We start from the raw sequence: 25,947 nt of genomic DNA, 5'->3' as shown, positions 1-25,947 counted from the left end.
TTTATAAAGTGAATAATTCAACACATTCAAAATAATCAACTACAATAAGTTAATCATTTGTTGCATCTCATTTTAATGAGGCATATTTATTTAATACTGTTGTAGGAGTTTGAATGCCCAATGTAGAGAGTTATTTAGAAGGTGTATCATTAATAGATGAGCAGCAATTAACGACTTCTCTTGATAATGACATTCAAACAAGCTTAAAAAGCTTTGCTGAGCTAATTTTAAACATTTTTGATGCAAGCTCATTCTCTATTGTTGCTAACATGCCTCAACGTGCTGTCGAGCTATATAAATCAGGTTCAAAAATAACAGTAGCTAAAGAGCAACTATCTGATGACGTTTTTAATGAATCGATTATCGAGCATGCTCCTAAAATATTTAGAGTGGTATCACCTATTATTTTGCCCTCAAACCTTAAATTTGGATGGTTGATATTCGAGCGAGCAAGTGATTCACTACTTACCGAAAAAGAAAAATTAATCTTAAATAGTTTACAAAAAAACTTTGTTAATCAGTTAGTCCAACGTAAAAATTCATTAGATAAAATAAACAGTTCTAAGTTTCACTCAACAATTAGCGAGCTAAAAAAAGACGAAACTGAAAAAGATCACCTAATCAAAAAATTACAAAAAATGAGCGATGAACTAGATGAATTTACCAGTATTGCTTCACACGATCTAAAGTCACCATTAAATGCTATAAAACGTTTATTAGAGTGGATTTATGATGACTGTAAAGATTTACTCCCTCAAGAGCACCTAGAAAACTTTCAGCTTGTGCTCAGCCGGGCTAATAGAATGCAAGTACTGCTAGAAGATTTACTAAGCTACTCGAGAATAAATAGCTGTGATTCAACTCATGCAAACATATCTTTAGAAAGTATTTACCAAGATATAGAACAAATTTTAGAAGTTCCACAAGCTGTGACTGTTGATATACACGCCAATAACGAAGTACTCGATATACAGCTGATCCCTTTTAAAATTGTTTTTCAAAATCTTATTAGTAATGCAATAAAACATAACAATAAAGAGCACCCGGTTATCGATATTTCACTTATCCCCTCTAATCAATATTACATTATTGAGATAACAGATAATGGCCCTGGAATTGACCCTAAATATTTTTCACTCATATTTAAGTTATTTCAGACATTGCAATCTCGAGATGATGTTGAAGGGAGCGGCATTGGACTCTGTATTGCCAATAAGCTCATTATTAATTATGGGGGCAAAATTGAAGTAGCCTCCGATGGGAAACTTGGCAGTACATTTACTATTTATTGGCCCAAAGTTTAACTATGAAATTATCAATTATAAACGAGCACCATGTAGATGCTGCTCTTAGAAGGAACTTATGAATATTTTAATTGTTGATGATGACTTAGTTGATCGCAAATTAATTAAAAAAATGCTTATTTCTGATGGCTCTCATCATCATGACATTACCGAAGTAACGTGCGTATCCGAGGGCTTGAAAGCCATTGAAGACACGCACTTTGATATAATACTACTCGATTATAATATGCCTAAAGAAGATGGCATTGAAATGCTAATTGAAATGCGTGCAAAGCCTAAACTCGGTAACACCGCAATTATCATGATTAGCTCCTCAGAGAACTCAGCTTTGGCTATTGAGTGTATAGAAGCAGGCGCTCAAGACTTTTTACCAAAAGGTGATATAACGAGGGATAGTTTAAATAAAGCGCTTATATATGCCAAAAAACGCTTCGAGGCAGAACAACGTATGCACAACAGTTATCTTGCTGTAAAGCATATGGCAGAACGGGATCAGCTTACTGGTTTGTCTAATCGATATCATTTTGAAGAAATACTAAAAGTAATGATAGCTAACAATAAACGTGCTAAAAACTGCGTGGCGTTACTTGCTTTAGATTTAGATAACTTCAAAAATATTAATGATACGCTTGGGCATAGTGTTGGCGACGAAATTTTAATACAAACAGTAGAAAGGATTCATAGTTGCCTGAGACAAAACGAAGGATTTGCACGCTTAGGAGGCGATGAATTTGCAGTTATAATAGGTGGAATTTGCAATATTAATCAAATAGGTATGATAGCAAATAGAATTTTAGCAGAAGTTTCTAAACCCTTTTTGCATGAAGGCAGAACTTTAAATTGCAGTGTTAGCATTGGAAGCGCCATATACCCAAATGATGCTACTGAATCTCATGAACTGCTAAAATGTGCTGATATTGCAATGTATCGCTCAAAGCAAAGTGGTAAAAGTAGAATAAGCTTTTACAAAGAGCAATATCAATATGAATTTAGTCGTCGGGTAGATATTCAAAATAGTATAAAAGAGCATATAGAGGAAAAAAACTTTAGGCTATTTTATCAACCTGTTTATTGTTCAAAAACACAAATAATGACAGGTGTCGAAGCCCTTATCCGTTGGCCAGATACAACCGTTAATTATACCCCCGATGAGTTTATTCCTATTGCTGAAGAGTGCCGATTAATAGCCCCTCTTGGAAAATGGATAATTGCGAGCGCTTTAAAGCAGTTATCTTTGTGGCAGAAAGACTATCAAACGCCGTTAACTCTATCTATTAATATTTCACCGATACAGCTGCAAAGAGAAGTTTTACAAACGTATCTATTAGAGACGGTCGAAAAATACAATTTAAAAACCAGTAGTATTATTCTGGAAATAACAGAAACAGCTTTTATGGAAAATAGTAAAGAAGTGATTGAGATATTAACTTCTTTGTCTAATAAAGGGTTTAGGATTGCTTTGGACGATTTTGGTATGGGTTATTCATCCATATCTCACCTTATTTCCTACCCTATTGATATAGTAAAGTTAGACAAAAGCATGCAATCGTTAGGTGGAGAAAATAATAAGCGATTAAAAATAATCGAGAGCTTATCTTTAATGCTGAAGAAACTAGATTTTTCTGTGGTAGCTGAAGGAATCGAAACTGAAACCCAGCATCAGCTGTGTAAAAAATTAAATATAGACTACTTGCAAGGTTTTCTCTTTTCAAAGCCTATGCCTGTAAACGAAATTAATTTGCTGCTCGATGACTATAGTAAAAAAATAAGCCTTTAATAAATAGGTTATTTTGAGCCTTTGTAAAATTGAAGCTTAAATCAAACACATTTATAACCTTAAGCTAAAAACCTTTGGTTTGTGCCACATACTCAAACTAAAGGCTCTCCAATTGGCACAGCCTAGCGGGTTAAAACCTAAAACACATGCAAATCAGCTGTGTTTTTCCAAATGCTGACCGATGACAGCCAATACTTTTTCTTTTAACTCTGCTGCCTGAAAACTTCCTTTTACAAGGTAACCTTTAACAAAATCGTGTGACATTATAATCTTTTTTTCTTCTTCTCTTTCTGATGAGCTAAACATCATAACCACACACGAGCTGATTTCTATCATCTTCCTCAGTTTAGAAAACTCTTCTAAAAACTGAATACCATTGACTCTTGGCATATTGATGTCCAAAAATATGAGTATTGGAGGAAATCCATCAGGGTACTCTTTTCTGTTAGCTTCATAATTTTCTAGAAATTCTAATGCTTCCTGGCCATCTTTTTTTTCAAAAATTGTAAGATCTAATTCAGCCTCTTTAATTAATCTTTTAAGAATATACCGGTCAACTTCATTGTCATCGACAATTAATATAGGGGGTTTAATTTTTGTCATGTTAGCTTATCCATTGGTATTATTATTTTAAACGTCGTACCTTCATCAGAGCTTTGCAGTGATACTTCACCATTTAAATACTCAATATGTTTTTTAACCAGCGCCATCCCTAAACCAGAGCCTGTGCTCGTCTGTGCATGAAATCGCTTAAACATATCAAACACTTCACTTTGATGCTTTTGTGGTATTCCCATTCCGTTATCTGTAACAGTAATAAAAAACGTCTCTTGCTCATTAAAAATGTCACAGCGGACATAAGGCGAGTCTTTATTTCTGTCGTAATACTTCAACCCATTTGATATCAAATTTTCAATAATTTGAGCAAAACGCGCTTTTTCCGACCTTATAGGTACTGATAGATTAATTGTTGTTTCGAGCGTACAAGGATTATCTTTCATGAGCCAAGACAGTCGTTCTTTCATATCAGTAATTAACTGATTAAAGTCAATTACATCTTTATCTTCATTACCAATTTCAGCTTTGGCTAACAATAAAATATCAACAACAAGTGTTTCTAACTTTTCCATTTGTTGATAAATAACCAGTGCATTTCGGCTTGCCTCCTCTGTGTCTCCCGCTTTTATATCTTCGATAACAAAATGCGCTAAGGATTTAGCCCCTGACAGCGGTGACTTCAGGTCATGGGAAGCCCGATAAGCAAACTGGGCAAGCTCATCATTTGCTTGCTGCAGGGAAGCTGTTTGGCTGTTTATAATCTCTTTGAGTTCAATACTGTTTTCAATATTTAAAAGATCATTTTTAATTCGCTGTCTGGCCGCGATAACGAGTGCTTTTAATTCACCCGACGTTTTTATATCAAGTTCATCGTCCAGATTAATATTGTTTTCGGGCTTACTTGATAAAAGTAGAGTTAGATTTCGAATAGAGCTCGATATTGTGCGAGAAAGATAACTTATAAAAAGAATATTAAAAAAAGATATGATTATAACAAGTGGAATTAACGTCATTAGTATAAACGATACTGTTTTTCTAATTGGTTCCTCAAACAGCTCCGTATTTTTATTAAAGCCACTTAGCGAAGTATTAAGATTTAGTAAAAAAGCGTCTCTACTAAGTTCCCCCTTTTTATACTGATTAACTGACAATAAGGCTTTATCAGCAATTTCAATATCGTTTTCACAGATTGTTAATGTATGATCTGTGTTAATAACTTTCATAACAGCATAATTTAACGGGTTTATTTGTTCAATACATTCAATAGGTTGCTGCCTAATTAACAATATATCCGACTCAATGGCATTTATATCTATGGGGATATCATTTTCTATTTTTTTAACTGACTTGGTAAGTTGATGTGTATACTTTAAATGAAGAAAGTTAAGTTGATGAAACTTAGCCCCTTTAGCTATTTCAAAAGCTGAGTAGACAGTAATACTTATCTCTGCTGCAGTTAATATTACAATAAGCATCAGTTTTCTTGAGATATTCATATACGACACCTATTTTAGCTACTAACCCAAAAATCTTTAAATAACACTATAATAATTATAGTATTTATAACCTTAGGTATAGCAGATTTTATCTTTTTTACTAGCTCCTCTATGAATAACAGTTGATATTTAGCTTTATTCACTTTTAATAAAAAGATCCTTTATTAGTTTTTTGCCACTATAAAGCAAACTTGGGTAATATTACGCCTCTAAAAGTACTGGTGCATTGGCAAATACACCAGTAGCTAAATACAAAACTTTGTTAAGTCATCCCATATTTAAAAAGTGTATTAACATGCAGCATTTTTTGAATGAAAAATATAGGCTCGTGTGTGGTCGTACACTATGTTAAAAGTAAAAGCGTAAAGGGTTATAAAAAAAGTTACGCCGATATCCATTATTAATGCTTCCCATAAGCCTACGTTTAAAATGCTCGCCATTACGGGAATAGTAAAAACAAGTAACCCGCCTTGAAATAAAATCACGTGAAAAATACGGAATAATACAGAACGTTGCTCTTTTGCACCGGTAGCTACTTTGTCAAAAAACCAATTAAAAACAAAATTCCAACACATCGCAATCGTTGCAATTATAATCATAGTGCCCGATAAAGCCGATATTGCATGATCTGTAAATACAGCCAAACCAATAATCGATAGCGTTACCGCTAATACTTCAAACAAAACAGCCTGAAACATCCTCTCTAGCGACCCCATTTTTGCATCCATAATTAACCCCTTTTACGCCAAATAATTAAAGAAAATAATAGTGACATAATTTAATTATTTGCAAAATTAGTAGCCATCACCTTTAGTGATAAGATGAGCAAATAAGTACTCACCTTTAAGTTGAATGATATGTATAGTTTTGAGCAACTAAAAATTTTTGTAACCGTGGTAGAAACAGGATCTTTTTCGGCAACAGCCCGAAAGCTTAACCGTGCACAATCGGGAATTAGTCAAGCTATTTCTAATCTTGAAATAGCGATTAATCAAACATTGTTTACGCGTAATAAAAATATACCCAGCTTAACGATTAGCGGTAAGGCATTGTTACCTGTCGCATACTCTATACTTCATCAGCAAAAATATTTTGACCAAAAAGTGGATGCATTAGCAAAAAATTATGAGCATGAGGTAATTATAGCTATTGATGAAAGCCTAAATAATCAAGATATTTTAAAAGTGATTACCCCACTTGCTGATCAGTTCCCGATTACTAATTTCGAAATAATATCGACAACAACTGACGATGTAGAAAACTTAGTAAAAATAGGAAAAGCACAACTAGGTATCATTTATAGTGATGGGGAACTAAAAGTTGATATGGATTTTTTTCTATTGGGTCAAGCTCGATTTTTAACGATTTCATCACCAGAACACCCGCTTGCAAAGCTAAAGACTGTAACAAGCAATGATTTAAAAGCCCATAGGCAATGTGTTCATCGCAGCCTTAGCCAAAAAGAGTTATGGTTTAGCTACGCAATTAGCTCTAGAATTTGGTACGCAAATACACATCAAACCCTTATCGACTTAGTAGTTCAGAGTATTGGTTGGGCGCTTGTACCCGAGCTTGCTATTAAGAGGTATATAAACCAAGCTGAAGTGGTAACGCTACCCGTTACTCATGAACAATGCGGTTGGCTTACTCCTGTGGGATGCGTTGTTTCAAGAAGCCAATCAACAGGACCTGTTCTTCAAAGTTTAATAAATAGGTTGCAGCAACACTTTTTAAAGAGTGATAGCGCGGGAATAAAACAGTTTTAAACTGCTTTATTCACTTTTAATAGCAAGCTTCTTCTTTAGCTTTTCTTGCCACTCTACAGCAAGCTCTGGCAAAGTTAATGCTTCTAAAAGTATGTCTTCATAACCTACGTATTTTTTATCAAAAAATGCCTGGAACAGTTTTTTAACTGATATGTCGTGCGAGGCTTTCTTCTCGATAACAACACTATCACCCGTTTTTGCAACGCCTTGCTCTAGTACCCTAAAATAAACGCCAGTGCAGTAATGCTGCGTAAACAGTTTAAGACTGTTTTTATTATTAAGGGCGATAGCGAGTTTAAAACAGGGTACACGAGGCTGGCTTACTTCAAGCAGTGCAGTACCAATTCGAATATGGTCACCTATGTGTATATTCGCTTCATCAAGGTCAGAAATCGTGAAGTTTTCGCCAAATATGCCGCTACTTAAGTTCTCGTTTTCAAGAGTCTTCTGCCAATACTCATAATGATTGTGCGAAAAAGCATATACCGCTTTATCTACCCCGCCGTGGTTAACTAAATCAGCTTGCTCGTCACCTATAATGTTTAGTTTTTCAATAACAACAGGTTCGTTAGTTGGGGTTTTGAATATTCCCGTTTTTACCTCTTTACCATTATGAATAAGAGTTTTAATTTTAGAGATATTAGTCGAGATGATTTTCATATAAAACCTTTGGTTAATACTTTAAATAGTCCAGAGCTAAATTATAATAATATCTAAATCTATTTTTTGATAGGTATTAAGTAGAGCTAAGCGCTAAATAAAGCAGGCCAGAAATAGGCAAGCTCATAATAAATACGTAACCATAAAAAAAAGCGATACCACCAGCAGAAGTTTTGTCAACACCACTGCTCACAATAGCGCCGCCTATTGGGATAAGTAAAAATACATTAATAAGTGTGCATAAAATAAATGCATCCCCAAATGCAGAAACAACTGACGCAGCAACACATAAAGCCAGTACCAGCATATTGCTCAGCCCATCTTTAATTTTTCGCTTCTTTTCAATAATTTTTATAACAAAAATACTAAAAAGTAGCCCCAAAAAATAAAGCGAAGGCCAAAATTTTTCATACCAGTTTTCAACTATAAAGTGGCCAGCTAACCAATAAAAGAAACCTGCTACTAAGAGGAATGAAACGATTGAAGTTAGGATTGCACTCGTATTTATTTTTCTTGTCATCACATATCTAAAGTTTAGTAATAACGATAAAACAAGTGACACGGCTGTAACCATAAACATTAAAACAAATGCCCCCCAGAAATCTTCTGCAGATAGATATGCAAGACTTGGCGTAACACCTAATGCAAGCTGATTAATTGGCTTATTTTCTGATGAATATTTTGCTTTTGCATATAAAGCAAAGTAAATACAGAACGGTTGTATAAAAATAGCCAATAATAAGAGAGTGTAGGTTTTCATCATTCATCCTTGATGATCAACAAAGCAATATTATAAGTCGTTAATATATAATAAAGTTAAAATTAGAAACACAACAAATATGGGGGTCAGTATATAGAAAAAGATATTTGATATAATTTTGTGTTTTTCCCTAAAGTGAAGCAAGCTATTGTACATAGCTCTAAAAAATGGAAATGTAAAAAATGATCTAAAAATCAACCATAAGACTAAGCTGCAGTGCAATTTTATTTCAAACCAAAACTGTTCAGGGTTAATATTTTTAGATTGACTCGGCGAGCTCTTTCCACCTATCGACCAGCCTGTTATGAGCTCTAACATGATTACTAAAATTAATAGAGCCGCGACCCAAAGAGCAGCAGACTCTATTGATTCTCTTTTTGAGATAAATTTTAAACGCATCTTTATTCACACATTACATTTATGGCTTCTTTTGCCACCTACCCATCGCCTTTTTGTCACTTTGTTTAAACTCAACCCAATTTGATGAGTCTTTAAAGTGCTCTTTTTTCCAAAACGTGGCATGGTTTTTTAAGTAATCCATTATAAATTGTGCGCCTTCGAACGCGGCTTGGCGATGGCGGCAAGTTACGCCTACAAATACAATTTGCTCGCCAAGTGCTAAGTAACCAACGCGGTGAATAATGCATATTCTCGCCAGTTGCCAGCGCGTTTGTGCTTGCTCTGCTATAGATTGAAGCAGTTGTTCGGTCATACCAGGATAGTGTTCAAGCTCAAGTGCAATAACGTTATCGCCACTGCTGAACTCTCTTACCAATCCTGTAAAGGTGACAACAGCGCCATCGCTTTTGTTATTACTACAAAGCGTATTGTGCTCGTCACCTACATTAAAATCATCGGTTTGTACTTGAATATGTATGCTCATTAGCCACCTGTAACCGGCGGGAAAAAGGCAAGCTCATCCCCCGCTTTTACTATTTCATCACTTGATGACATAGTTTGGTTAAGCGCTGCAAGTAGCTCACGCTCTTCCAGCCACGGTTGCCAGTGCGGGTATTGGCTAACTAATCTTAATTTAAGTTCTGAAATAGTAAGCGGCTGCGTAATCTCAAGGCTTAATTTACTGCACTTTAACCGCTCTTTTAGTTGCCCAAAAAACAATAACTCTACTTTTTGGGCGCTAGATATAGCATCGTTTGGATTAATCTCGCTGCCAACTGCCATTTTTGCCCCCAGCTTTTTGAGTAACGCGCATGCCGCTAATTTCCATTAGTGGGTCGGCTGCTTTACACATATCAAACAAAGTAAGGCTAGCCACAGATACCGCCGTTAGCGCTTCCATTTCTACGCCAGTTTTACCGGCAAGTTTGCAGTAGCTGGTTATTTTAATTTGGCTGTTTGCTTCATCAAGTTCAAAATCAACAGCTACTTTAGTAAGTGCAAGCGGATGACAAAGCGGGATTAAATCAGCGCACTTTTTAGCGCCTTGAATACCCGCAATACGTGCCACGCCTAACACATCGCCCTTTTTGTTTTGATTAAGCATTACTTGTTCAAAGGCAAGCTTGCTCATGCTAATAAAGGCTTCAGCTGAGGCATCGCGCAGGGTTACGTCTTTGAGCGATACATCAACCATATTAGCTTGGCCGTTTTCGTCAACGTGGCTTAACATACTATTGCTCACGCGATTCACACTTTTTACCAATGGTAATGTGCGGTACAAAGTTACACGGTTTATGCATTGAGTTAAGTTGATCTTTTATAATGCCTGTCCACGCTGTTTTACATGCGCCTGTAGAGCCTGGCATACAAAAAATAACGGTGTTGTTAGCAAGTCCTGCAAGTGCACGAGATTGAATAGTTGAGTTACCAATTTCACCGTACGATATATGTCTAAATAGCTCACCAAAGCCGTCTACGCTTTTATCAAACAGCGGCGCAAATGCCTCAGGTGTTGAATCACGTTCGGTAAATCCTGTACCACCAGTCACTAAAATAGCGTGAATGGTGTCATCGGCTATCCACTGCGATGCAATAGCGCGCATTTGGTAAACATCATCTTTTACAATTTCTTTATCCGCTAAGTGATGACCCGCCTCAGTTAGCGCTTTAATTAAGTAATGACCAGAAGTATCGGTAATCGCATCGCGCGTGTCGCTTACTGTAAGTACGGCAATGTTTAAAGGTATTTGTGTATCGCTTGTGTGGCTCATAATGTTCTTCTCAATAGGTTAATGCTTAGGTCAAAATGCTCATTTACAGCTTTAAATTGCGCCGGTGTATTGGTGTTTATTAATGCATGCGCTTTATTACATAAAAGCGTTTGCACACCAATGCTTTGGGTAAACTGTTTTATTGATTTATGACTGTTTGCGTTTGTGAGTATGTGTTTTAAATGATTTTTTACACTGCTTGTATTACGAATATACAGCGGTAGCGGTTCATTTTCAAAGTGCCAAGCATGTATTTGTGACTGATTTAATTGATTGCTCACACTTTGTACGTTATTTGTCTGAGAAGCCAGCACTATTGTGCTTAACAAACTACTCGTAAGTAGAGGCATATCTACCGCAGTAATAAGTAAATCGTGCTCAGTGGCTATTAATGTTGAGTAAATTCCGCCAAGGGGCCCACTGTTTGGGTATATATCTTTAACGTACTTTTCTGAGGGATAATCGCTCGGTGAATAATGGTTCAATGATTTGATTGGATTTGTAACGTTGCGGCTTATTAGTATGTTTTTAGCGCCTGCGTCTTTTAATAAATCACACGCATTGTGCAATAGCGTTTTATTTTTTAAAACTAAATCGGCTTTGTCTGTGCCCATTCTTGATGACTTACCACCAGCAAGCACAACGCCTGTAAAATCTCGCTTAACTTTCATATTAGCTTTCATATTAGCTTTTATATTAGCTTTTATATTAGCTTCTATATGAGTATTCACATTAGCTTCCATATTAGCCACCTAACATGGCTAAGTGAGTTGTCGCACCTGTTAAGCGTTTATCTAGCTCATGACTTATTTCTTTATTGCCCATAGCAGCTTGAATTGCCTTTACGGTCGCTGCAGTATCATCCTCGTTGAGTAGTTCGCGTAAATCTATACCTTGCTCGGCAAACAAGCATAAGTGTAATTTACCCAGCGCCGACACCCTTAAGCGATTACAACTTTTACAAAAGTCTTTACTGTACGGCATTATTAAACCAATACGACCATCGTAATCAGGATGACAAAATTCCTCAGCGGGTCCGTTTAGTTTCCCCCTAACTACTTGTAACCAGCCTTGGTCGAGTAATTGTGCTTTAACGGTTTGCCCACTTAAGTGGTTTTCTTCAAAAAATGTTGCGCCGTCACCTGTTTCCATTAGTTCTATAAAGCGAACTGTAACTTTGTGATGCTTTACCCACGCTAAAAAATCCTTCAACTGGTTTTTATTAAACTGCTTGGCAAGCACCGCATTTATTTTTATATCTTTTATGCCCAGCTCTACCGCGCGTTCAATCCCTTTTAAAATAAGGTTAAGTTTGTCGTGCCCTGTTATGAGTTTAAACATACTCGGATTTAAACTATCAATACTGACATTAAGCGCATCAAGCCCTGCTTCAGCAAATTCATCAATTTTCTTTAATAAATTAAATCCGTTTGTAGTAATAGCTACTTTTTCTATGCCGGGCGTGTTTTTACAAAGCTTTACAATATCGGTTACGTCGTTTCGCAAGCATGGTTCGCCACCTGTAATACGCACTTTTTTAGTACCAAGCTCTGCAAACGCATTTACTAACGTGCTAATTTCGTTTTTATTTAAAAAATTACGCGGTGTATCGCACTGATACCCGTTTGGTAAACAATAACTACAACTAAAATTACATACATCGGTTATTGAGAGGCGCAAATAGTTAAACTGCCGACCAAATTGATCATTAAGCATATGCTTCCTTTTTTCTTTACATTACAACCGCAACATCAATGCTGCTAGAACCTGCTTTGTAATGTTGTTTTATTAATTGGCTTAATTGTGTTTTACACGAACCGCAATTCGTCCCACATTTAAGTTCAGACCCCAATTGCTCGACTGTGTTTGCACCGTTTTTAATGGCGTTTATAATCGGCTGCTCTCTTACTTTAAAGCAGCTACACACTTGCACGCCTTGAGTAAATTCTTCATCGGGGGTTGCATAAAGCAAAGACTGTAATTGGGTAAAAGTCAGTAATGGCTCTGCGAATAAATGGTTTATCCACTCAAGTGATATTTCTTTTTGCTCATTAGAAATAACACCAACAAACGTTAATTGATCGTTTTGAATACACTGCACATGCATGGCTTTTGCCGTATTCATAGCCGACCACTGCCCTTGTAAACCAGTTAAGGTTTGGCAGTAATACAGTAAATCACTTTGTGGCTCATTAAGCGCCAATTGGTAATTAAAGCAATTACTAGCATTAACTTTGAGCCAAAAATCACTGTTTATAACAAGTTCGTTTTTAGCAAACAGCTGCATATATTGCCCAAAGGGTGCTTTAACTATATTAACAGCGCCGTGTTTGCACTCAGCCTGACCAGATAGAGGGTCAACTACCGATTGATACAACTCGCTTACTGTTGCTGATGACGCAAATTGCTTATTCCAATGAATAGGCATAAAGCATTCACCTTTGCGCACGGCATCGGTTACTTTTGCATGCGCGGTAACCTGCCCAGTTAGGGCAATTGCACTTATTAAATCGTTTTGTTTAATTGCTAATTTACTGGCATCAAGCGGATTAATTTCAATATACGGGCGTGTAATATGCGATGAAAGCGCAGTGCTTTTACCCGTGCGGCTCATGGTATGCCATTGGTCGCGTATACGCCCTGAGTTCATTACAAACGGATAATCATTTGATGTTTTTTGCACCGGTAATTGCGGCGTTATAGGTATAAAACGCGCTTTTTTATCAGCGGTGCTAAATTGGTTATTTGTAAAAACCTGACCGTTTTTATAAGGCTGGTTTTTAACAACAGGCCACATAATGGGTTTTAAATTATCATACTGATTTTGTGTGAGCCCAACTAAACCAGAGAGGTTTAATAATCGGCTGCCGTTATTTTCAAAGTCGGTTAATTGTGCCCATTCTTCAAAAATGCCACTTGGGTCTGTAAAATCAAACCCTTCAAAGCCCATTTTTTTAGCAACATCGCACATAATTTGCCAATCGTTTTTAGCTCCCGAATAAGGCGCTACTAACGTGCGTTGCCTTGATATTCTGCGCTCTGAGTTAGTTACTGTGCCATTTTTTTCACCCCATCCGGTTGATGGAAAAGCAACATCGGCAAATTTTAACGTATCACTTTTTGCAATACAGTCAGATACAACCACCAGCTCGCAGGTCTCTAATGCTTTTTTAATAGCGGCGTTATTGGGCAAACTCACCATTGGATTTGTTGCCATTATCCACACTGCTTTTATTTTGCCTGCGGCTATTTCATCAAACATATCGATGGCATTGCTGCCTGCTTTTGTAGCGATAGTTGGCGAGAGCCAAAAGCGTTGTACAAGTGATTGATGTGCTTCGTTTTCAATATCTAAATGCGCCGCTAACTGATTAGCCAAACCACCTACTTCGCGCCCGCCCATCGCATTGGGTTGCCCCGTAATCGAAAACGGACCGTTGCCTGGTTTAAGTAATTTACCTGAGGCTAAATGTGCATTAATAATGGCGTTGCATTTATCTACACCCGAACTTGATTGATTTATACCCATTGAATAAAAGCTAATCGCACTTGGGCTGTTAGCAAATAGCGCGTAAAACTCAGTGACTTGCTCAATTGCTATATCGCAAAAGTCGCTAACTGCCTCGCAACTCCATTTTTGTGCCTCCTGCAGTGCGCTTTCAAAGCCGTTTGTGTGCTGAGCAATAAATTGCGTATCGAGGTGGTTATGCTCATTTAAATAATTAAGTAAGCCGTTATAAAGTGCGGCGTCACTGCCTGGTTTTATATTTAAAAATGTGTCGGCAAGCTCAGCAGTGTCAGTTTTTCGCGGATCAATAACCACCACTTTCATATTTGGGTTAAGCTGCTTTGCACGCTCCATTCGCTGATACAAAACCGGGTGAGTCCATGCGGCATTAGAGCCAATTAAAATAAGTAGCTCAGTTTGCTCTAAATCCTCGTAAGTACACGGCACTACGTCTTCACCAAAAGCCCGTTTATAACCTGCCACAGCAGACGACATACACAGGCGCGAATTTGTATCAATATTGCCTGAGCCTATGTAGCCTTTCATTAATTTATTAGCGATGTAGTAATCTTCAGTAAGTAACTGCCCCGATACATAAAAAGCCACCGCATCGGGTCCGTGCTTTTGTATTATGTCGTTAAATTTATTGGCAACGTGGTCGGTTGCTTCATCCCACGTAACGGATTGGTTATTAATAAGAGGCGTCGTTAAGCGGTTATCACTGCCTGTGGTGTCGAGCAAATGGGTGCCTTTTACACATAAACGACCAAAGTTTGCGGGGTGCTCACGCATGCCTTCAAGCTTGGTTGGCACATTATTAAAAAGTGAAATATCAACACCGCACCCTACACCACAGTAAGCACATGTTGTTTGTTTTAAACTCGTTTTATTTATAGTTGGTGACGTGTTTGCGGTTGCCATACTGCTCTCTTTTAGTGTGCTTTAATTTATGCGGGCTGTTTTACAGGCTCATTAAGGGTAACTACGTTAATAGTGTTACTTGCTTTAGCGAGTGCGCTGTTTATTACGTTTTGAACGAGTTTTTCACAACCTCCACAACCTGTACTGGCTTTAGTGCTTTGCTGCATACCTGCCAAATCTATAAAGCCTTTAGCGACTGTTTGTTCAATGGTGTGTTTAGTTACTTTATGACAAGCGCAAATAATGGCGTCATCAGGCAAGTCGTCGGCGCTTAGCTCTGCTATTTCGCCGGCAAGGGGCATAATGAGCGCTTCGGGTGCGGTGGTAAGTTCAATGTCGTTTAAATGATATTGCAGTAAATTATCGTAATCACTGGTATCGCCAACAAGTACCGCGCCAATCAGCTTATTACTTTGTGAATTGGTGACTATTTTTTTATAAATACCATTGGGTTGATCCTCAAAATAATAGCTTATTGCACCTTCGCTGCGTGCATGTGCATCGCCAATAGAGCCTACTTCAACACCCATTAATTTAAGCTTGGTGCTCATATCGGCACCACTAAATTCATCGGCTTTATTGTCTAAGCCAGTACTTTGCAAAGTACCTTGCTGCGTATCTTGTAAAATATGCCCAACTGCTATTTTAGCCATGGCGTAACCTGGTGCTACTAAGCCAAAAATAAAGTTATTCCATAGTGCACATTCGCCAATAGCGTATATGTTTTTATCGCTCGTTTGGCAGTAATTATTAATTACAATACCGCCGCGCTCACCTAACTCTAAATTAAACTCGCGGGCTAAATTATCATAAGGGCGAATACCCGCCGAAAATACAATCATGTCGGTTTCAAGGGTTTTGCCGCCTTTAAAACACATTTTATAACGGCAACTTTCACCTTCTACTATTTCCTCAGTTGCTACCGATGTATGCACAGTAACGCCCAAATCTGTAATTTTGTTTTTTAGTAACCGACCGCCACCCGCATCAACTTGTACGCCCATAAGTTGCGGTGCAAATTCTATTACGTGAGTCTGTAAACCCAATTGCTTTAATGCGTTTGCAGCCTCAAGACCCAGTAAACCGCCACCAATTACCACGCCTACTTTACTACCGTGGGCTGAGTTTTTTATTGCGTGTAAATCGTTAATGGTTCGATAAACAAGGCAATGCTCACGATCTTTACCCGGTATAGGAGGTACAAATGGAAATGAACCTGTAGCAAGCACAAGCTTGTCGTATTCAAACGACTCCCCTTTAGCGGTCGTTACAGTTTGCGCATCACGATTTATGTCAACCACTTTAGAATGAGTATGAAAGCGTACTTGCCAATCGTCATAGGTTTTATTGCATGTAAGTGCGAGGTCGTCTGCGGTTTTGCCTTTAAAAAAAGAGGATAGTTGCACGCGGTCATACGCTAAACGGTCTTCACCGCTAAGTACGGTAATTTCAAATTGCTCATCAGCTTGATTTTGAGAAACCAGCTGCTGCACAAAATGGTGCCCCACCATTCCGTTTCCTACCACTACAACACGCTGCTTGCTTAGCATTTACTCACCTTAAAATGATATCTACTTTAGTAATTGACTAAAATTGAAATCGAATGATTTGTTATAGGATTGTTATAGCAATATGTAAGCCAAATATATAAGCATTTAAAATCAGCAAGTTGCCTAAATTGGTGCAGGGGTGAAAAGCATAAAGCCCCACAAGATGGTGCAATTGCACCATCTTGTGTCGCTATAAATTACAAGTGAATATTAGAAGATAAAGAGGATTAAAATTTAGCGCTCATCCATACCCACAATTTTTGAGTATCGACTTTATTAGCAGCGGTATCGCCCGCTGAGTAATCAGCGTATTTAACACCCACTGCGTATTGTTTATTAATAGGTTTAACGTATTGTACGTTTAGTTCAGTACCCAAATCGTCAACCCCATTTGATTGCTCATTAGCATCAAAACTGTGATAAGCCACCAGCCATTTTCCGTCAAACGCTTTACCATTTAAGCTTATGTAAGTGTCGTCCAAGCCTTGTGCGGGTGTATTTAAAAACGTATCTGCCCAACCATTATATTTATGTAACGTGGCAAGTGGTGTTGCAAACCCGTAATCGCCATTATCAGAGCCAAGTGACTCTATGCCAACTTTTAATGTTACTGTTTTTATACCCAAACCATTTAAATCAACAGCGCCTTCAAGTGCATAGTAATCGGCATCAAAATCACTCACGCTTGTTGACGCAGACTGCGTTGCATACTCCGCTTTGTAATAAAATTTTATGTCGTTTAGGGTTTTATTACCGTTAAAAGAGACGCCATAAGTGTCTAAACTGTCGTCTTGTAGTGCATCGTCACTTAATAAGTAACTGTATAAAACCACTTTACCGTAGTCTGTTTTAAAGCTTGCATTAATTAGATGATCGGACGATTTAATATCTTTATCGTCAGCAAATATGCGGTTACGCTTGTTTAAATAACTGTATTGTAAATCTATGTTATTAAATGCGTAATTAATGGTTGCTGCATCAAAGGTTTGCCTGTCTTGGCGCCAACCTACGTGCCCAACAAAACGCTGCCCATCAAGGGCTATTACTTGGCGCCCTACTTTTAGCGATAGACCATCGCGGGCATATTTAACAAAACCTTGGTCTATCTCAGTGTTTTCTGGGTCGGCAATAACAGAGTAATTAGTATTTTTCCCCACCGTATTGTTGTAATCATCTACGCCCAATAGGCTGCGAGTGTCTTCTACTTCAATAAGGGCTGAAAAACCATTCACCTCATCTGTTTGATGCGTTAAGCGGGTTCTAAGTGTTAAGCCGCTTGCATCTTTTAAGGCATTGTTTTGATCAACGCTTTCAAAACGCAGTCTAAAATCAAGATCAGTTTGCGAAGCTTGGCTTATTGAAGGCGCAGCGAAGCAACCCAGTATGAAAATAATAGGTAAGTTGTTCTTATCGTTAAGCATTTTGGTTCTCTACGTTTTAATTATTAATACACATACCAAAGCAATAAATAAACACAGCGAAATACATTTCCACACCATAACTGGATCGCGTTTCATTATTGAACTTTTATTAGCGGTACTTTCTAAATAAGGATTAGGTTTGTTGATATCGTTTATAAACTCAGAAAAAGCTTGGTATCTGAGCTCTGGTTTAGGGGCAAGCGCTTTCATAAGGGCTTGATCTAACCAAAACGGAATATCGGCTCTGTATTTACGAATACTTGTGTAATGCCAATGGCTGTAATCTTTTGGCGCTACGTGGTTAAGTGGCAGTGGTTTGTAAGGCAATTTTGAGCACAATAACTCGTATGCAATAACGCCAAGTGAAAACAAATCACTTTTAAAGTCGGCGTGCATAGTAATAAGTGTTTCAGGTGCGGTGTAGTCGGCAGTACCTTGTGGGCAATCATCCGCAATTTGTTTAACCGACTCGTCCATAGCTGCAACACTTACTGTGCCGTAATCTATTAGCGTTACTTTTCCGTGCGCATCTATCATTACATTATCGAGTTTTAAATCGCGATGTACCATATCGAGTCGCTGAAACGCCCTTAGTGAATGTACTATTTGTTCAATAATACTGCGTACTTGAGTTATTTCTGGGTGCGGCACGTCGTGCTTCCAATCACTGAGTGTTTGCCCGTCCATGTACTCACAAATATGATACAAAAAACGACTTTGCGATTGCGTACTCAGTACTTTCATCACGTTTAAATGGTTTATACGTTGCCCTACCCAACCTTCTCTTATAAAGCCTTGAAGGTAGTGCACATCGTCTTCAAAATTAACCGAAGGTGCTTTTAAAACCACTGGCGGTATATCGGGCGCTTGTTGCACTAAATAAATATGCGAGCGACTACTGGCATGCAATTTACGAATAACCGTGTAGTCATCAATTTTTTGTCCAACATTAAGCGCAGGTGGAATTTTTCGTCGTGTTAGCGAATGATAAAGCTCATCTAACTTTTGCTCGGCAATATTTTCTACTTTTACAAGCAAACAACTTACGTTGTCGTCACTACCTCGCGCTAATGCAAGTTCGGTAATTGCTTTAGCTGCATTTTCTAAATTAGTGTGATCTAAATTAACGTGTTCATTAATTAATTTAGCTATATCGCTGTTTGGGAGCACATCGTGTACGCCATCACAGGTTAATATATAAATATCGTCTGCTTTAAGGTCTACTTCATAAACATCTATTTCTTGATGAAGTTGTGCGCCAAGTGCACGCGTTAGCGTATCGTTTACTTTGTGATCCCGTGTTATTGCCTCTATTTTATTTTCTCGCAAGCGGGTAATACGCGTATCACCTAAGTGAAATATATAACCCGTTGCCGACTTTAAAATAAGTGCTGTAAAAGTGGTCATCCAATCGGCTTGGCGCTGACCAAGGTGATTGTAATTAACCGATTGCGAATAAAGCCACTGATTTAAACTTGCTAACACCTTCGACACTGACTTTTTAACCGCCCAACTTTCGGGGGTATTTAAATACTCATTTATAAAATGAGTAACCGAAAGTTGAGACGCTTGTTTAGCATTTTTTGCTGATGAACACCCATCGGCTAAGCAGGCAATAACGCCTTTGGACTCTTTTTCTTGCGCTTTGGTATTAAGAGCTGCAAACGCATCTTGGTTTTCTGCTTTTAACCCTTTAGCACTGTGCCCGCCAAATGAAACGTTGAGTTCATTTTTTAGCGCTTTAGCGTGGTGTGTTTCATCAAACATAGTCAATAATGCCTTAAGTCACTGAAATAAGTTCAACGGTGCCGTCTTCATTTACTTCGGTAATGTGTCCGTCTGGTTCTTTCATAAAAAACAGTGCAGCTAGACCAAGTAATGCACTACCCGCAATAATGAAAAAGAAGGTTTGATAATCAACAAGTGACAATGCCGTTAAGTAAACTACTGCACCAACATTACCGTATGCGCCTGTCATACCTGCAATTTGCCCAGTTAAACGACGTTTAATTAGCGGTACTGCGGCAAATACAGCGCCCTCACCTGCTTGCACAAAGAACGAACATGCCATGGCAGCTACTACAGCAAGCCATAAAGGCCACGATGCATCAACCAAGCCCATTACAAAATAACCAACAGCAAGACCCATCGTAAGTACAATAAGGGTTATACGGCGACCTAATTTATCTGAAATCCAACCGCCACCAGGGCGAGATGCTAAGTTCATAAATGCATAAGCAGAGGCTAAAATACCCGCGTACACCATATCAAGCGCAAATACATCCATAAAAAACAGCGGTAACATAGAGACAACCGCAAGCTCAGAACCAAAGGTTGTAAAATATAAAATATTTAAAACAGCTACTTGCTTAAATTCATAACGATGAGACTCAGGTACAGGCTCTTTAAAAATATGACCATTTACGTCAAAGGTTTTATACACTTCGTAAATATAAAGTAGGACTAAAAAAGCATACACAGCAAGTACAAAATTAGCCGAAATTAGGTTAGCACCAGTTGGTGAAAGCTTCCAAGTAAGTAATGCTAATGCGCCGTACATAGGGATTTTCATAATAAGCAGTAAAACAAAGTCTCCTTTACTGGTAACTTCCATTGCGCCTACTTTTTTAGGTTTAAAGTATGTACCGCCTTTTGGCGTATCGGTTACATTTAAATACCAAATAACACCAAATATAACGCTTAATACACCGGTTAAACCTACTGCATAACGCCAGCCATCTTCGCCACCAAACATAAGTGCAATAATTGGTAATAACATAGCCGCTGCTGCTGAACCAAAGTTACCCCAACCGCCATAAATACCTTCCGCTATACCCAACTCATTAGCAGGAAACCATTCACTCACCATTCGAATGCCCACAACAAAGCCAGCACCAATAAAGCCTAAAGCAAAACGCGCTATTGCGGCTTGCTCAAATGTGGTTGCCATAGCAAACATAAAACATGGAATACTACAGCTAATAAGTAGCGCCGCATAAACAATACGGGGACCAAATTTATCGGTTAGCATACCCACCACAACACGCGCTGGAATAGTTAACGCTACATTTAAAATTAGTAATGTTTTTACTTGTGCCATGGTGATCCCAAGTGAACCCGCTATGGCACCTAATAAAGGAGCATGGTTAAACCATACAAAAAATGACACAAAAAAGACCATCCAACTCAGATGCAATACTTTCATTTTTCCGCTAAACGATATTAGGTTAAACCCAGAACTCGGTTGCATGTTTATTTTCCTCGTAAACGTATTATTGTTTTATTAATGCCCCACCCTTTTATATGAGTAGTAGCCCAATGTTTGTTAAATTTAAGTTAACCCGATATAGCAATTACTGAGCCACTAATTAAAAGCCATTAATTTCATGTGGTTACATGCAGCATCTGTTTTTATACGTTATAGTTGCACTATATGAGTGAAGGGCTCTGGGTTGTTAGAGTGCAAATAAAAAGCGTTACTACTTGCTCTTGGATTTAACAACTTGGTATTGTTCAAAAAAAGGTTGAGATTTTGAAAATGCAAAAAACACCGCTAACTTACCAGCAGCAACTGCGCTATTCTCGGCACATTATGCTGCCGCAGCTTGATATAGACGGACAAGAGCGACTATGGCAATCGCATGCTTTAATTATTGGTGTGGGTGGGCTTGGGTGTGCGGTAGCTCAATACCTAGCGGCATCTGGCGTTGGGACGCTTACTTTAGTTGATAACGATGAAATAGACGTGACCAACCTGCAAAGGCAAATACTGTATAAAGAAAGTGATATTGGTAGCTCAAAATGCAGTGCTGCTAAAAAACAGCTTAACGCGCTTAATAGTGAAATAGACATAAACACCATTGAGGCATTTTTTGATGCAAGTACCTCCACAGAACAATTATTTAATAACATTGATATAGTGATTGATTGCTCAGATAACCTAGCAACGCGTAATGCACTTAATAGCGCCTGTTTTAACGCTAAAGTTCCGCTAGTGTCAGGCTCTGCAATACGTATGGAAGGACAAGTCGCGTGTTTTACTATGGATGAAAACAGCCACTGTTATGGTTGTTTATCGCAATTTTTTAGTGAACAAACACAAAGCTGCTCTGAATCTGGTGTGCTTTCTCCTATTGTGGGGCTAATAGGCAGTATTCAGGCTACTGAGGCGCTAAAAATGCTTGCTGGTTTGCCAAGTGGTTTAAGCGAGCACTTATTGCTGGTGGATGGTTTAAGCATGGAGTTTAATCGTTTTAAAATAGCTAAAAACAGTCAATGTGCGGTGTGCAGCATTTAGTTATTCTAGATTACTGATCGTTGTATAAAGCACATCACCCACTTTAAAGTCGTTTTTGTCCCACACTCGTCTTGATGCCAAGCAATACAATGTTTGCCCATCTACATTGAGCGTTAACTGCCATTTATTATTAATAAGCTCAGCCTGAGTTAATACCGACTTTAAAACATTACTGTGCGTTGTTTGCTCAGGCTTTAACGCACTAAACGACATTTGCTCACTTTCTATAATTAGCTTATTACTGCTATCTACAAGTGCAGGAAGCACAAAAAGCGGCTGCTCACTTTGCTGTAATTGCAGTTGATATAGCCCGTAGTCTTCATCAAATTTAACCACATCGTAATTAATTAAGCTCAGCGGTGTTTGCCTATCGTTTGCATAAATAGCTTTTGCAACGTGTGCACTTGCACCTTGATTTATCACCTTACCTTTATCAAGCTGAATAAGGGTATCGCAGCAAAATAGCAGCTCTTTTAATGAGTGACTTACTATTATAAATTTAATATTAAACTTAACTGCAAACTCGCTAAGTTTAGTAAGCGTTTTAAAACGCAATGACCAATCAAGCGCGCTAAAAGGCTCATCAAGCATTATAAATTTTTGACCTGCAAGCAAAGTACGCGCAAATACTACACGCTGGCGCTCACCTCCCGATAAGCTTTGTACATCACGATTTAGTAAGTCTTGTAATTCAAGTGTTTTAACAACGTATTCTAGCGTTAAGCTGGTTTGTTTATTCCCGCAGTGTTTTTGTGTAAACGCTAAATTACCTGCCACATCTAAATGAGGAAACAACGGGCACGATTGTAACTGAAGCGTTATACCGCGTTTATCGCTTGGCAGCTCATGCACTGGCTGATTGTTTACATAAACATTTTTTGCTGACTCTAAACCGCTAATACAACGCAGTAATGTTGACTTACCCGAGCCAGAAGGCCCGTAAACACCGAGTACATTAAACGACTCAAGCTCAAGGTTTATATCTAAATCAAAATTATTGAGTGCTTTAAAAAGGCTTAACTTAATCATGTTATTGCTTAACCCCTACAATGCTTTTATTAAACTTAAATAACAGCACTAAACAGGCAAACGAAATAGCCAGTAAAATAAGTGAAAGCTGATGCGCCGCCGTATAATTTAACGATTCAACATGGTCGTAAAGCGCAATAGACACCACCTGTGTTTGCCCCTGAATATTACCGCCAATCATTAATACCAAACCAAACTCACCCAATGTATGCGCAAAACCTAAAGCAAATGCGCTACCAATACTGGGTTTTAAAAGCGGAATAATTAAATGTACAAAGCGTTTAAACGGGCTTAATCCAAGCGCAATGGCAGCTTCGTTATAGGTTTGATTAATATGCTTAAACCCAGCCACAAGCGGCTGCATTACAAAAGGCAGCGAATAAAAAAGCGAGCCAATAACCACGCCCTGAAAACTAAACGCAAGCTGAGTACCCGTTAGCCAAAACCAAAACTGCCCAAAAGCGTGATCAGGCGAAAACAAAACAAGTAAGTAAAACCCTAACAACGTAGGCGGCAGCACTAAAGGCATTGCAATTAATGCCTCTAAAAATGGTTTAAATTTACCGTTATAGCCAGCAAGCTTGTAAGCCAGTGGAATACAAAAAACAAGAAGGAGCACTGCGGTTATAAAGGCAAGTTTTATAGTTAACCACAGCGCGGTTAAATCACTTTGAAGCATTGTTGTCCTTTATTCTGTAACCTAATTCAATTAACTGTTGCTGCGTAGCCTGCGTCATTAAAAATTGCATGAGTTGCTTAGCGCTAGCACGCTTTTTTGTCGAGCTAATAATAACGCCTTGTTGAATTATATCGGGATATTGATTGGTAGGCAGCACGGTGTAATCTAAATATTTTTGATCTTGCGTGTTACTGTAAGCCGCCTTCAGTGATGAAACAGCCACCAGCCCTACTCCTACATTACCGCTTTCAACAAACTGAAACGCATGCGTAATGTTATTACCGTACACATAATTTACTGGCTTTTTAAAATGGTTATTAGCGTAGTGCTCTGAGGCACGCCCGTATGGTGAAAAGCGCGGATTAGCAATGGCTACTTTATCATTTACTTTTTCAGCTTTGGGTTGCCACAAAGCAAGTTCGCCTAACGCGTAAGTGATTAAACTGCTTTGCTCGGCATAGCCTTCTTTAATAAGTGATTGCGGTCGAAAATCGTCGGCCGATAAAAACACATCAAATGGCGCGCCATGCACTATTTGCGAATATAAAACACCGCTAGAAGCAGCTGATATTTTCACGTCAACATTAGGTAATGGGGATCTTTTTAGTAGGGTTTGCAATACAGTTTTAAAATTACTCGCTACGGCTACTTGCAGCGTTTCTTTTGCGTTTACGCCGCACGAAAGCGTGCATGCTATAAGCAAAAAATAACCCAACCATGTATTGTAAAGCTTTGACATTATAAGTATTGTTTCAAAATAAAATGATTTAAGTAAGCAATATATATGAACGATGTTTGCAATGCACCCGGTTTATTGCCAATTGAAACTGCAATACAAAATATACTTGGCTCAATAACGCCAGTTAAAGACGTTGAAACCATCACTATAATGCAAAGCGTTGATCGCGTTTTAGCAAGCGATGTTAAATCAACTATAAACGTACCAGCTCATAACAACTCCGCAATGGATGGCTATGCGCTATGTATTTCAGATAAAAGCTTAACCTATACACAAGTAGGTAGCGTGTTTGCGGGTCAAGTTTTTGAAGAAACGCTTACCCCAGGGCAATGCGTAAGAATAATGACCGGCGCTGCCATTGCACCTGGCGCTAACGGCGTTGTAATGCAAGAAAACGCCTCGGTTGATGGCGATAAAATTACGTTTACTGCGCAACCAGAACTAAACGAAAACGTGCGTTTTGCTGGCGAAGATATTGCAATCGACGATGTTATTTTAAAAGCAGGCGATAAATTAAAAGCCGTTGATGTGGGATTACTTGCATCTTTAGGGATTGCCAATATAGACGTGGTAAGAACCTTAAAAATAGCCGTACTTTCTACTGGCGATGAGCTAATTGAACCTGGTCAGCCTCTTAAGCAAGGCGCTATTTTTGAAAGCAACCGCGCTGTTATTATTAGTGCGCTGCAACAAAAAAATATAGACGTGATTGATTTAGGAATTATTCCTGATGACAAAGAACTCATTACTAATGCATTTTTGAAAGCGAACGAACTTGCCGATGCCGTAATAAGCTCAGGCGGTGTATCGGTTGGTGAAGCCGACTTTACTAAAGAAGTGCTCAACGAAATTGGCGAAATTCACTTTTGGAAAATAGCCATGAAACCAGGCAAACCTTTTGCCTTTGGTAAACTAAGTAACAGTTACTTTTTTGGCTTGCCAGGTAACCCTGTGTCGGCTGCTGTTACGTTTAATCAGTTAGTAGAGCCGGCACTGCAAAAGCTGTCGGGTCTTGGTGAAGTAAACCCTAAAATGCGTTTTAACGCGGTTACTACATCCGTTATTAAAAAGCGCCCTGGCAGAGCTGACTTTCAACGCGGTACAGCAACAATTAACGAGCAAGGTGACTTGGTGGTTGCCCCGTTTAATAAACAGGGCTCGGGTGTACTTTCGTCGCTTAGTAAAGCTAACTGCTTAATTGTAGTGCCAGCACAAAGCGGCAATATCGAAAAAGGCGCAACAGTAAGTATTGAGTTGCTATAAAGCCTAAAATGCTACAGCTAACTGTATAATTTAGCTGTAGCGCTATGT

Annotated in this window: 24 protein-coding genes; 5 read left to right on the top strand and 19 right to left on the bottom strand. The window is 38.4% G+C overall.

What is annotated here, in order from left to right; all coding sequences use genetic code 11:
- Positions 1-113 precede the first annotated feature (113 nt).
- Both PARC_RS07370 and PARC_RS07365 read left to right on the top strand, forming a co-directional pair.
- A complete protein-coding gene (locus PARC_RS07370; protein WP_010552558.1) occupies positions 114-1,304 on the top strand; it encodes a sensor histidine kinase in 1,191 nt (396 codons plus the stop codon).
- A 58-nt stretch (positions 1,305-1,362) separates the two neighbouring features.
- Entirely contained in the window at positions 1,363-3,081 is a 1,719-nt protein-coding gene (locus PARC_RS07365) for a two-component system response regulator (RefSeq protein WP_007585212.1), read from the top strand.
- A 153-nt stretch (positions 3,082-3,234) separates the two neighbouring features.
- Here PARC_RS07365 and PARC_RS07360 read toward each other — a convergent pair whose 3' ends face one another.
- The 3 genes from PARC_RS07360 to PARC_RS07350 all read right to left on the bottom strand — a co-directional run bounded on the left by PARC_RS07360 (position 3,235) and on the right by PARC_RS07350 (position 5,863).
- Complete coding sequence (locus PARC_RS07360; protein ID WP_010552557.1) at positions 3,235-3,684, bottom strand: response regulator; 450 nt, start codon at positions 3,682-3,684, stop codon at positions 3,235-3,237.
- Complete coding sequence (locus PARC_RS07355; RefSeq protein WP_010552556.1) at positions 3,681-5,135, bottom strand: sensor histidine kinase; 1,455 nt, start codon at positions 5,133-5,135, stop codon at positions 3,681-3,683. The genes PARC_RS07360 and PARC_RS07355 overlap by 4 nt, the downstream gene beginning before the upstream one ends.
- A gap of 290 nt (positions 5,136-5,425) precedes the next feature.
- Entirely contained in the window at positions 5,426-5,863 is a 438-nt protein-coding gene (locus PARC_RS07350; RefSeq protein ID WP_010552555.1) for a PACE efflux transporter, read from the bottom strand.
- Positions 5,864-5,992: 129 nt separating this feature from the next.
- Here PARC_RS07350 and PARC_RS07345 point away from each other — a divergent pair, with 129 nt between their 5' ends.
- On the top strand, positions 5,993-6,901 hold the full coding sequence (locus PARC_RS07345) for a LysR family transcriptional regulator (RefSeq protein ID WP_010552554.1): 909 nt from the start codon (positions 5,993-5,995) through the stop codon (positions 6,899-6,901).
- 6 nt (positions 6,902-6,907) lie between these two features.
- On the opposite strand, the gene PARC_RS07340 is transcribed toward PARC_RS07345, so the two are convergent.
- From PARC_RS07340 to PARC_RS07280, 13 genes are all read right to left on the bottom strand, one after another.
- Positions 6,908-7,561, bottom strand: coding sequence for an MOSC domain-containing protein (locus tag PARC_RS07340; RefSeq protein ID WP_010552553.1), 654 nt, complete (start codon positions 7,559-7,561; stop codon positions 6,908-6,910).
- Between the two features lie 76 nt (positions 7,562-7,637).
- Positions 7,638-8,324: a hypothetical protein gene (locus PARC_RS07335; RefSeq protein WP_148664646.1), complete on the bottom strand. Its 687-nt coding sequence runs from the start codon at positions 8,322-8,324 to the stop codon at positions 7,638-7,640.
- A gap of 415 nt (positions 8,325-8,739) precedes the next feature.
- Complete coding sequence (gene moaE, locus PARC_RS07330) at positions 8,740-9,204, bottom strand: molybdopterin synthase catalytic subunit MoaE (protein ID WP_010552550.1); 465 nt, start codon at positions 9,202-9,204, stop codon at positions 8,740-8,742.
- The gene (locus tag PARC_RS07325) at positions 9,204-9,503 is read right to left on the bottom strand and encodes a MoaD/ThiS family protein (RefSeq protein WP_007585236.1); all 300 of its coding nucleotides are present in this window, start codon (positions 9,501-9,503) and stop codon (positions 9,204-9,206) included. The genes moaE and PARC_RS07325 overlap by 1 nt, the downstream gene beginning before the upstream one ends.
- The gene (gene moaC / locus PARC_RS07320; RefSeq protein WP_007585237.1) at positions 9,481-9,951 is read right to left on the bottom strand and encodes a cyclic pyranopterin monophosphate synthase MoaC; all 471 of its coding nucleotides are present in this window, start codon (positions 9,949-9,951) and stop codon (positions 9,481-9,483) included. The genes PARC_RS07325 and moaC overlap by 23 nt, the downstream gene beginning before the upstream one ends.
- Position 9,952: 1 nt before the next feature.
- Positions 9,953-10,492, bottom strand: a complete 540-nt coding sequence (gene moaB, locus PARC_RS07315; RefSeq protein ID WP_007585240.1) for a molybdenum cofactor biosynthesis protein B — start codon at positions 10,490-10,492, stop codon at positions 9,953-9,955.
- Entirely contained in the window at positions 10,489-11,163 is a 675-nt protein-coding gene (locus tag PARC_RS07310) for a molybdenum cofactor guanylyltransferase (protein ID WP_033012993.1), read from the bottom strand. Before PARC_RS07310 ends, moaB begins: the two co-directional genes overlap by 4 nt.
- A gap of 73 nt (positions 11,164-11,236) precedes the next feature.
- Entirely contained in the window at positions 11,237-12,208 is a 972-nt protein-coding gene (moaA, locus tag PARC_RS07305) for a GTP 3',8-cyclase MoaA (protein WP_010552548.1), read from the bottom strand.
- Positions 12,209-12,224: 16 nt separating this feature from the next.
- Positions 12,225-14,921, bottom strand: coding sequence for a nitrate reductase (locus PARC_RS07300; protein ID WP_010552547.1), 2,697 nt, complete (start codon positions 14,919-14,921; stop codon positions 12,225-12,227).
- A gap of 26 nt (positions 14,922-14,947) precedes the next feature.
- The gene (locus PARC_RS07295; RefSeq protein ID WP_010552546.1) at positions 14,948-16,471 is read right to left on the bottom strand and encodes an FAD-dependent oxidoreductase; all 1,524 of its coding nucleotides are present in this window, start codon (positions 16,469-16,471) and stop codon (positions 14,948-14,950) included.
- 227 nt (positions 16,472-16,698) lie between these two features.
- Positions 16,699-17,892, bottom strand: coding sequence for an alginate export family protein (locus tag PARC_RS07290; protein ID WP_010552545.1), 1,194 nt, complete (start codon positions 17,890-17,892; stop codon positions 16,699-16,701).
- 9 nt (positions 17,893-17,901) lie between these two features.
- Positions 17,902-19,659 (bottom strand): bifunctional protein-serine/threonine kinase/phosphatase, encoded by a 1,758-nt coding sequence (locus PARC_RS07285; protein ID WP_010552544.1) that lies wholly within the window; start codon positions 19,657-19,659, stop codon positions 17,902-17,904.
- 13 nt (positions 19,660-19,672) lie between these two features.
- Positions 19,673-21,142 carry a NarK family nitrate/nitrite MFS transporter gene (locus PARC_RS07280; protein WP_010552543.1) on the bottom strand — a complete coding sequence of 490 codons (1,470 nt, stop codon included), beginning with the start codon at positions 21,140-21,142 and terminating at the stop codon, positions 19,673-19,675.
- A gap of 288 nt (positions 21,143-21,430) precedes the next feature.
- Between PARC_RS07280 and moeB the strand changes: the two genes are divergently transcribed.
- Complete coding sequence (gene moeB, locus PARC_RS07275; protein ID WP_010552542.1) at positions 21,431-22,189, top strand: molybdopterin-synthase adenylyltransferase MoeB; 759 nt, start codon at positions 21,431-21,433, stop codon at positions 22,187-22,189.
- Here the strand turns inward: moeB and PARC_RS07270 are convergent, their stop codons facing one another.
- From PARC_RS07270 to modA, 3 genes are read right to left on the bottom strand one after another with little or no spacing between them, the layout of a single operon-like run.
- Positions 22,190-23,218, bottom strand: a complete 1,029-nt coding sequence (locus PARC_RS07270) for an ATP-binding cassette domain-containing protein (RefSeq protein WP_010552541.1) — start codon at positions 23,216-23,218, stop codon at positions 22,190-22,192. It abuts the gene before it with no gap.
- A 1-nt stretch (position 23,219) separates the two neighbouring features.
- Positions 23,220-23,897 carry a molybdate ABC transporter permease subunit gene (gene modB, locus PARC_RS07265; RefSeq protein ID WP_002959821.1) on the bottom strand — a complete coding sequence of 226 codons (678 nt, stop codon included), beginning with the start codon at positions 23,895-23,897 and terminating at the stop codon, positions 23,220-23,222.
- Complete coding sequence (gene modA / locus PARC_RS07260) at positions 23,884-24,636, bottom strand: molybdate ABC transporter substrate-binding protein (protein ID WP_010552540.1); 753 nt, start codon at positions 24,634-24,636, stop codon at positions 23,884-23,886. Before modA ends, modB begins: the two co-directional genes overlap by 14 nt.
- Before the next feature lie 45 nt (positions 24,637-24,681).
- Here modA and moeA point away from each other — a divergent pair, with 45 nt between their 5' ends.
- The gene (gene moeA / locus PARC_RS07255; RefSeq protein WP_010552539.1) at positions 24,682-25,899 is read left to right on the top strand and encodes a molybdopterin molybdotransferase MoeA; all 1,218 of its coding nucleotides are present in this window, start codon (positions 24,682-24,684) and stop codon (positions 25,897-25,899) included.
- The last annotated feature ends 48 nt before the right edge of the window (positions 25,900-25,947 follow it).

The organism is Pseudoalteromonas arctica A 37-1-2, assembly GCF_000238395.3.
GTDB classification, from domain to species: Bacteria; Pseudomonadota; Gammaproteobacteria; order Enterobacterales; family Alteromonadaceae; genus Pseudoalteromonas; species Pseudoalteromonas arctica.
This window is presented reverse-complemented; position numbering and strand designations above follow the sequence as displayed.

Bases quoted from the DNA above. Each gene is read 5' to 3' on its own strand.
- PARC_RS07370 (WP_010552558.1), top strand. From the start codon at position 114: ATGCCCAATGTAGAGAGTTATTTAGAAGGTGTATCATTAATAGATGAG.
- PARC_RS07365 (WP_007585212.1), top strand. From the start codon at position 1,363: ATGAATATTTTAATTGTTGATGATGACTTAGTTGATCGCAAATTAATT.
- PARC_RS07360 (WP_010552557.1), bottom strand. From the start codon at position 3,684: ATGACAAAAATTAAACCCCCTATATTAATTGTCGATGACAATGAAGTT.
- PARC_RS07355 (WP_010552556.1), bottom strand. From the start codon at position 5,135: ATGAATATCTCAAGAAAACTGATGCTTATTGTAATATTAACTGCAGCA.
- PARC_RS07350 (WP_010552555.1), bottom strand. From the start codon at position 5,863: ATGGATGCAAAAATGGGGTCGCTAGAGAGGATGTTTCAGGCTGTTTTG.
- PARC_RS07345 (WP_010552554.1), top strand. From the start codon at position 5,993: ATGTATAGTTTTGAGCAACTAAAAATTTTTGTAACCGTGGTAGAAACA.
- PARC_RS07340 (WP_010552553.1), bottom strand. From the start codon at position 7,561: ATGAAAATCATCTCGACTAATATCTCTAAAATTAAAACTCTTATTCAT.
- PARC_RS07335 (WP_148664646.1), bottom strand. From the start codon at position 8,324: ATGATGAAAACCTACACTCTCTTATTATTGGCTATTTTTATACAACCG.
- moaE (WP_010552550.1), bottom strand. From the start codon at position 9,204: ATGAGCATACATATTCAAGTACAAACCGATGATTTTAATGTAGGTGAC.
- PARC_RS07325 (WP_007585236.1), bottom strand. From the start codon at position 9,503: ATGGCAGTTGGCAGCGAGATTAATCCAAACGATGCTATATCTAGCGCC.
- moaC (WP_007585237.1), bottom strand. From the start codon at position 9,951: ATGTTAAGCCACGTTGACGAAAACGGCCAAGCTAATATGGTTGATGTA.
- moaB (WP_007585240.1), bottom strand. From the start codon at position 10,492: ATGAGCCACACAAGCGATACACAAATACCTTTAAACATTGCCGTACTT.
- PARC_RS07310 (WP_033012993.1), bottom strand. From the start codon at position 11,163: ATGAAAGTTAAGCGAGATTTTACAGGCGTTGTGCTTGCTGGTGGTAAG.
- moaA (WP_010552548.1), bottom strand. From the start codon at position 12,208: ATGCTTAATGATCAATTTGGTCGGCAGTTTAACTATTTGCGCCTCTCA.
- PARC_RS07300 (WP_010552547.1), bottom strand. From the start codon at position 14,921: ATGGCAACCGCAAACACGTCACCAACTATAAATAAAACGAGTTTAAAA.
- PARC_RS07295 (WP_010552546.1), bottom strand. From the start codon at position 16,471: ATGCTAAGCAAGCAGCGTGTTGTAGTGGTAGGAAACGGAATGGTGGGG.
- PARC_RS07290 (WP_010552545.1), bottom strand. From the start codon at position 17,892: ATGCTTAACGATAAGAACAACTTACCTATTATTTTCATACTGGGTTGC.
- PARC_RS07285 (WP_010552544.1), bottom strand. From the start codon at position 19,659: ATGTTTGATGAAACACACCACGCTAAAGCGCTAAAAAATGAACTCAAC.
- PARC_RS07280 (WP_010552543.1), bottom strand. From the start codon at position 21,142: ATGCAACCGAGTTCTGGGTTTAACCTAATATCGTTTAGCGGAAAAATG.
- moeB (WP_010552542.1), top strand. From the start codon at position 21,431: ATGCAAAAAACACCGCTAACTTACCAGCAGCAACTGCGCTATTCTCGG.
- PARC_RS07270 (WP_010552541.1), bottom strand. From the start codon at position 23,218: ATGATTAAGTTAAGCCTTTTTAAAGCACTCAATAATTTTGATTTAGAT.
- modB (WP_002959821.1), bottom strand. From the start codon at position 23,897: ATGCTTCAAAGTGATTTAACCGCGCTGTGGTTAACTATAAAACTTGCC.
- modA (WP_010552540.1), bottom strand. From the start codon at position 24,636: ATGTCAAAGCTTTACAATACATGGTTGGGTTATTTTTTGCTTATAGCA.
- moeA (WP_010552539.1), top strand. From the start codon at position 24,682: ATGAACGATGTTTGCAATGCACCCGGTTTATTGCCAATTGAAACTGCA.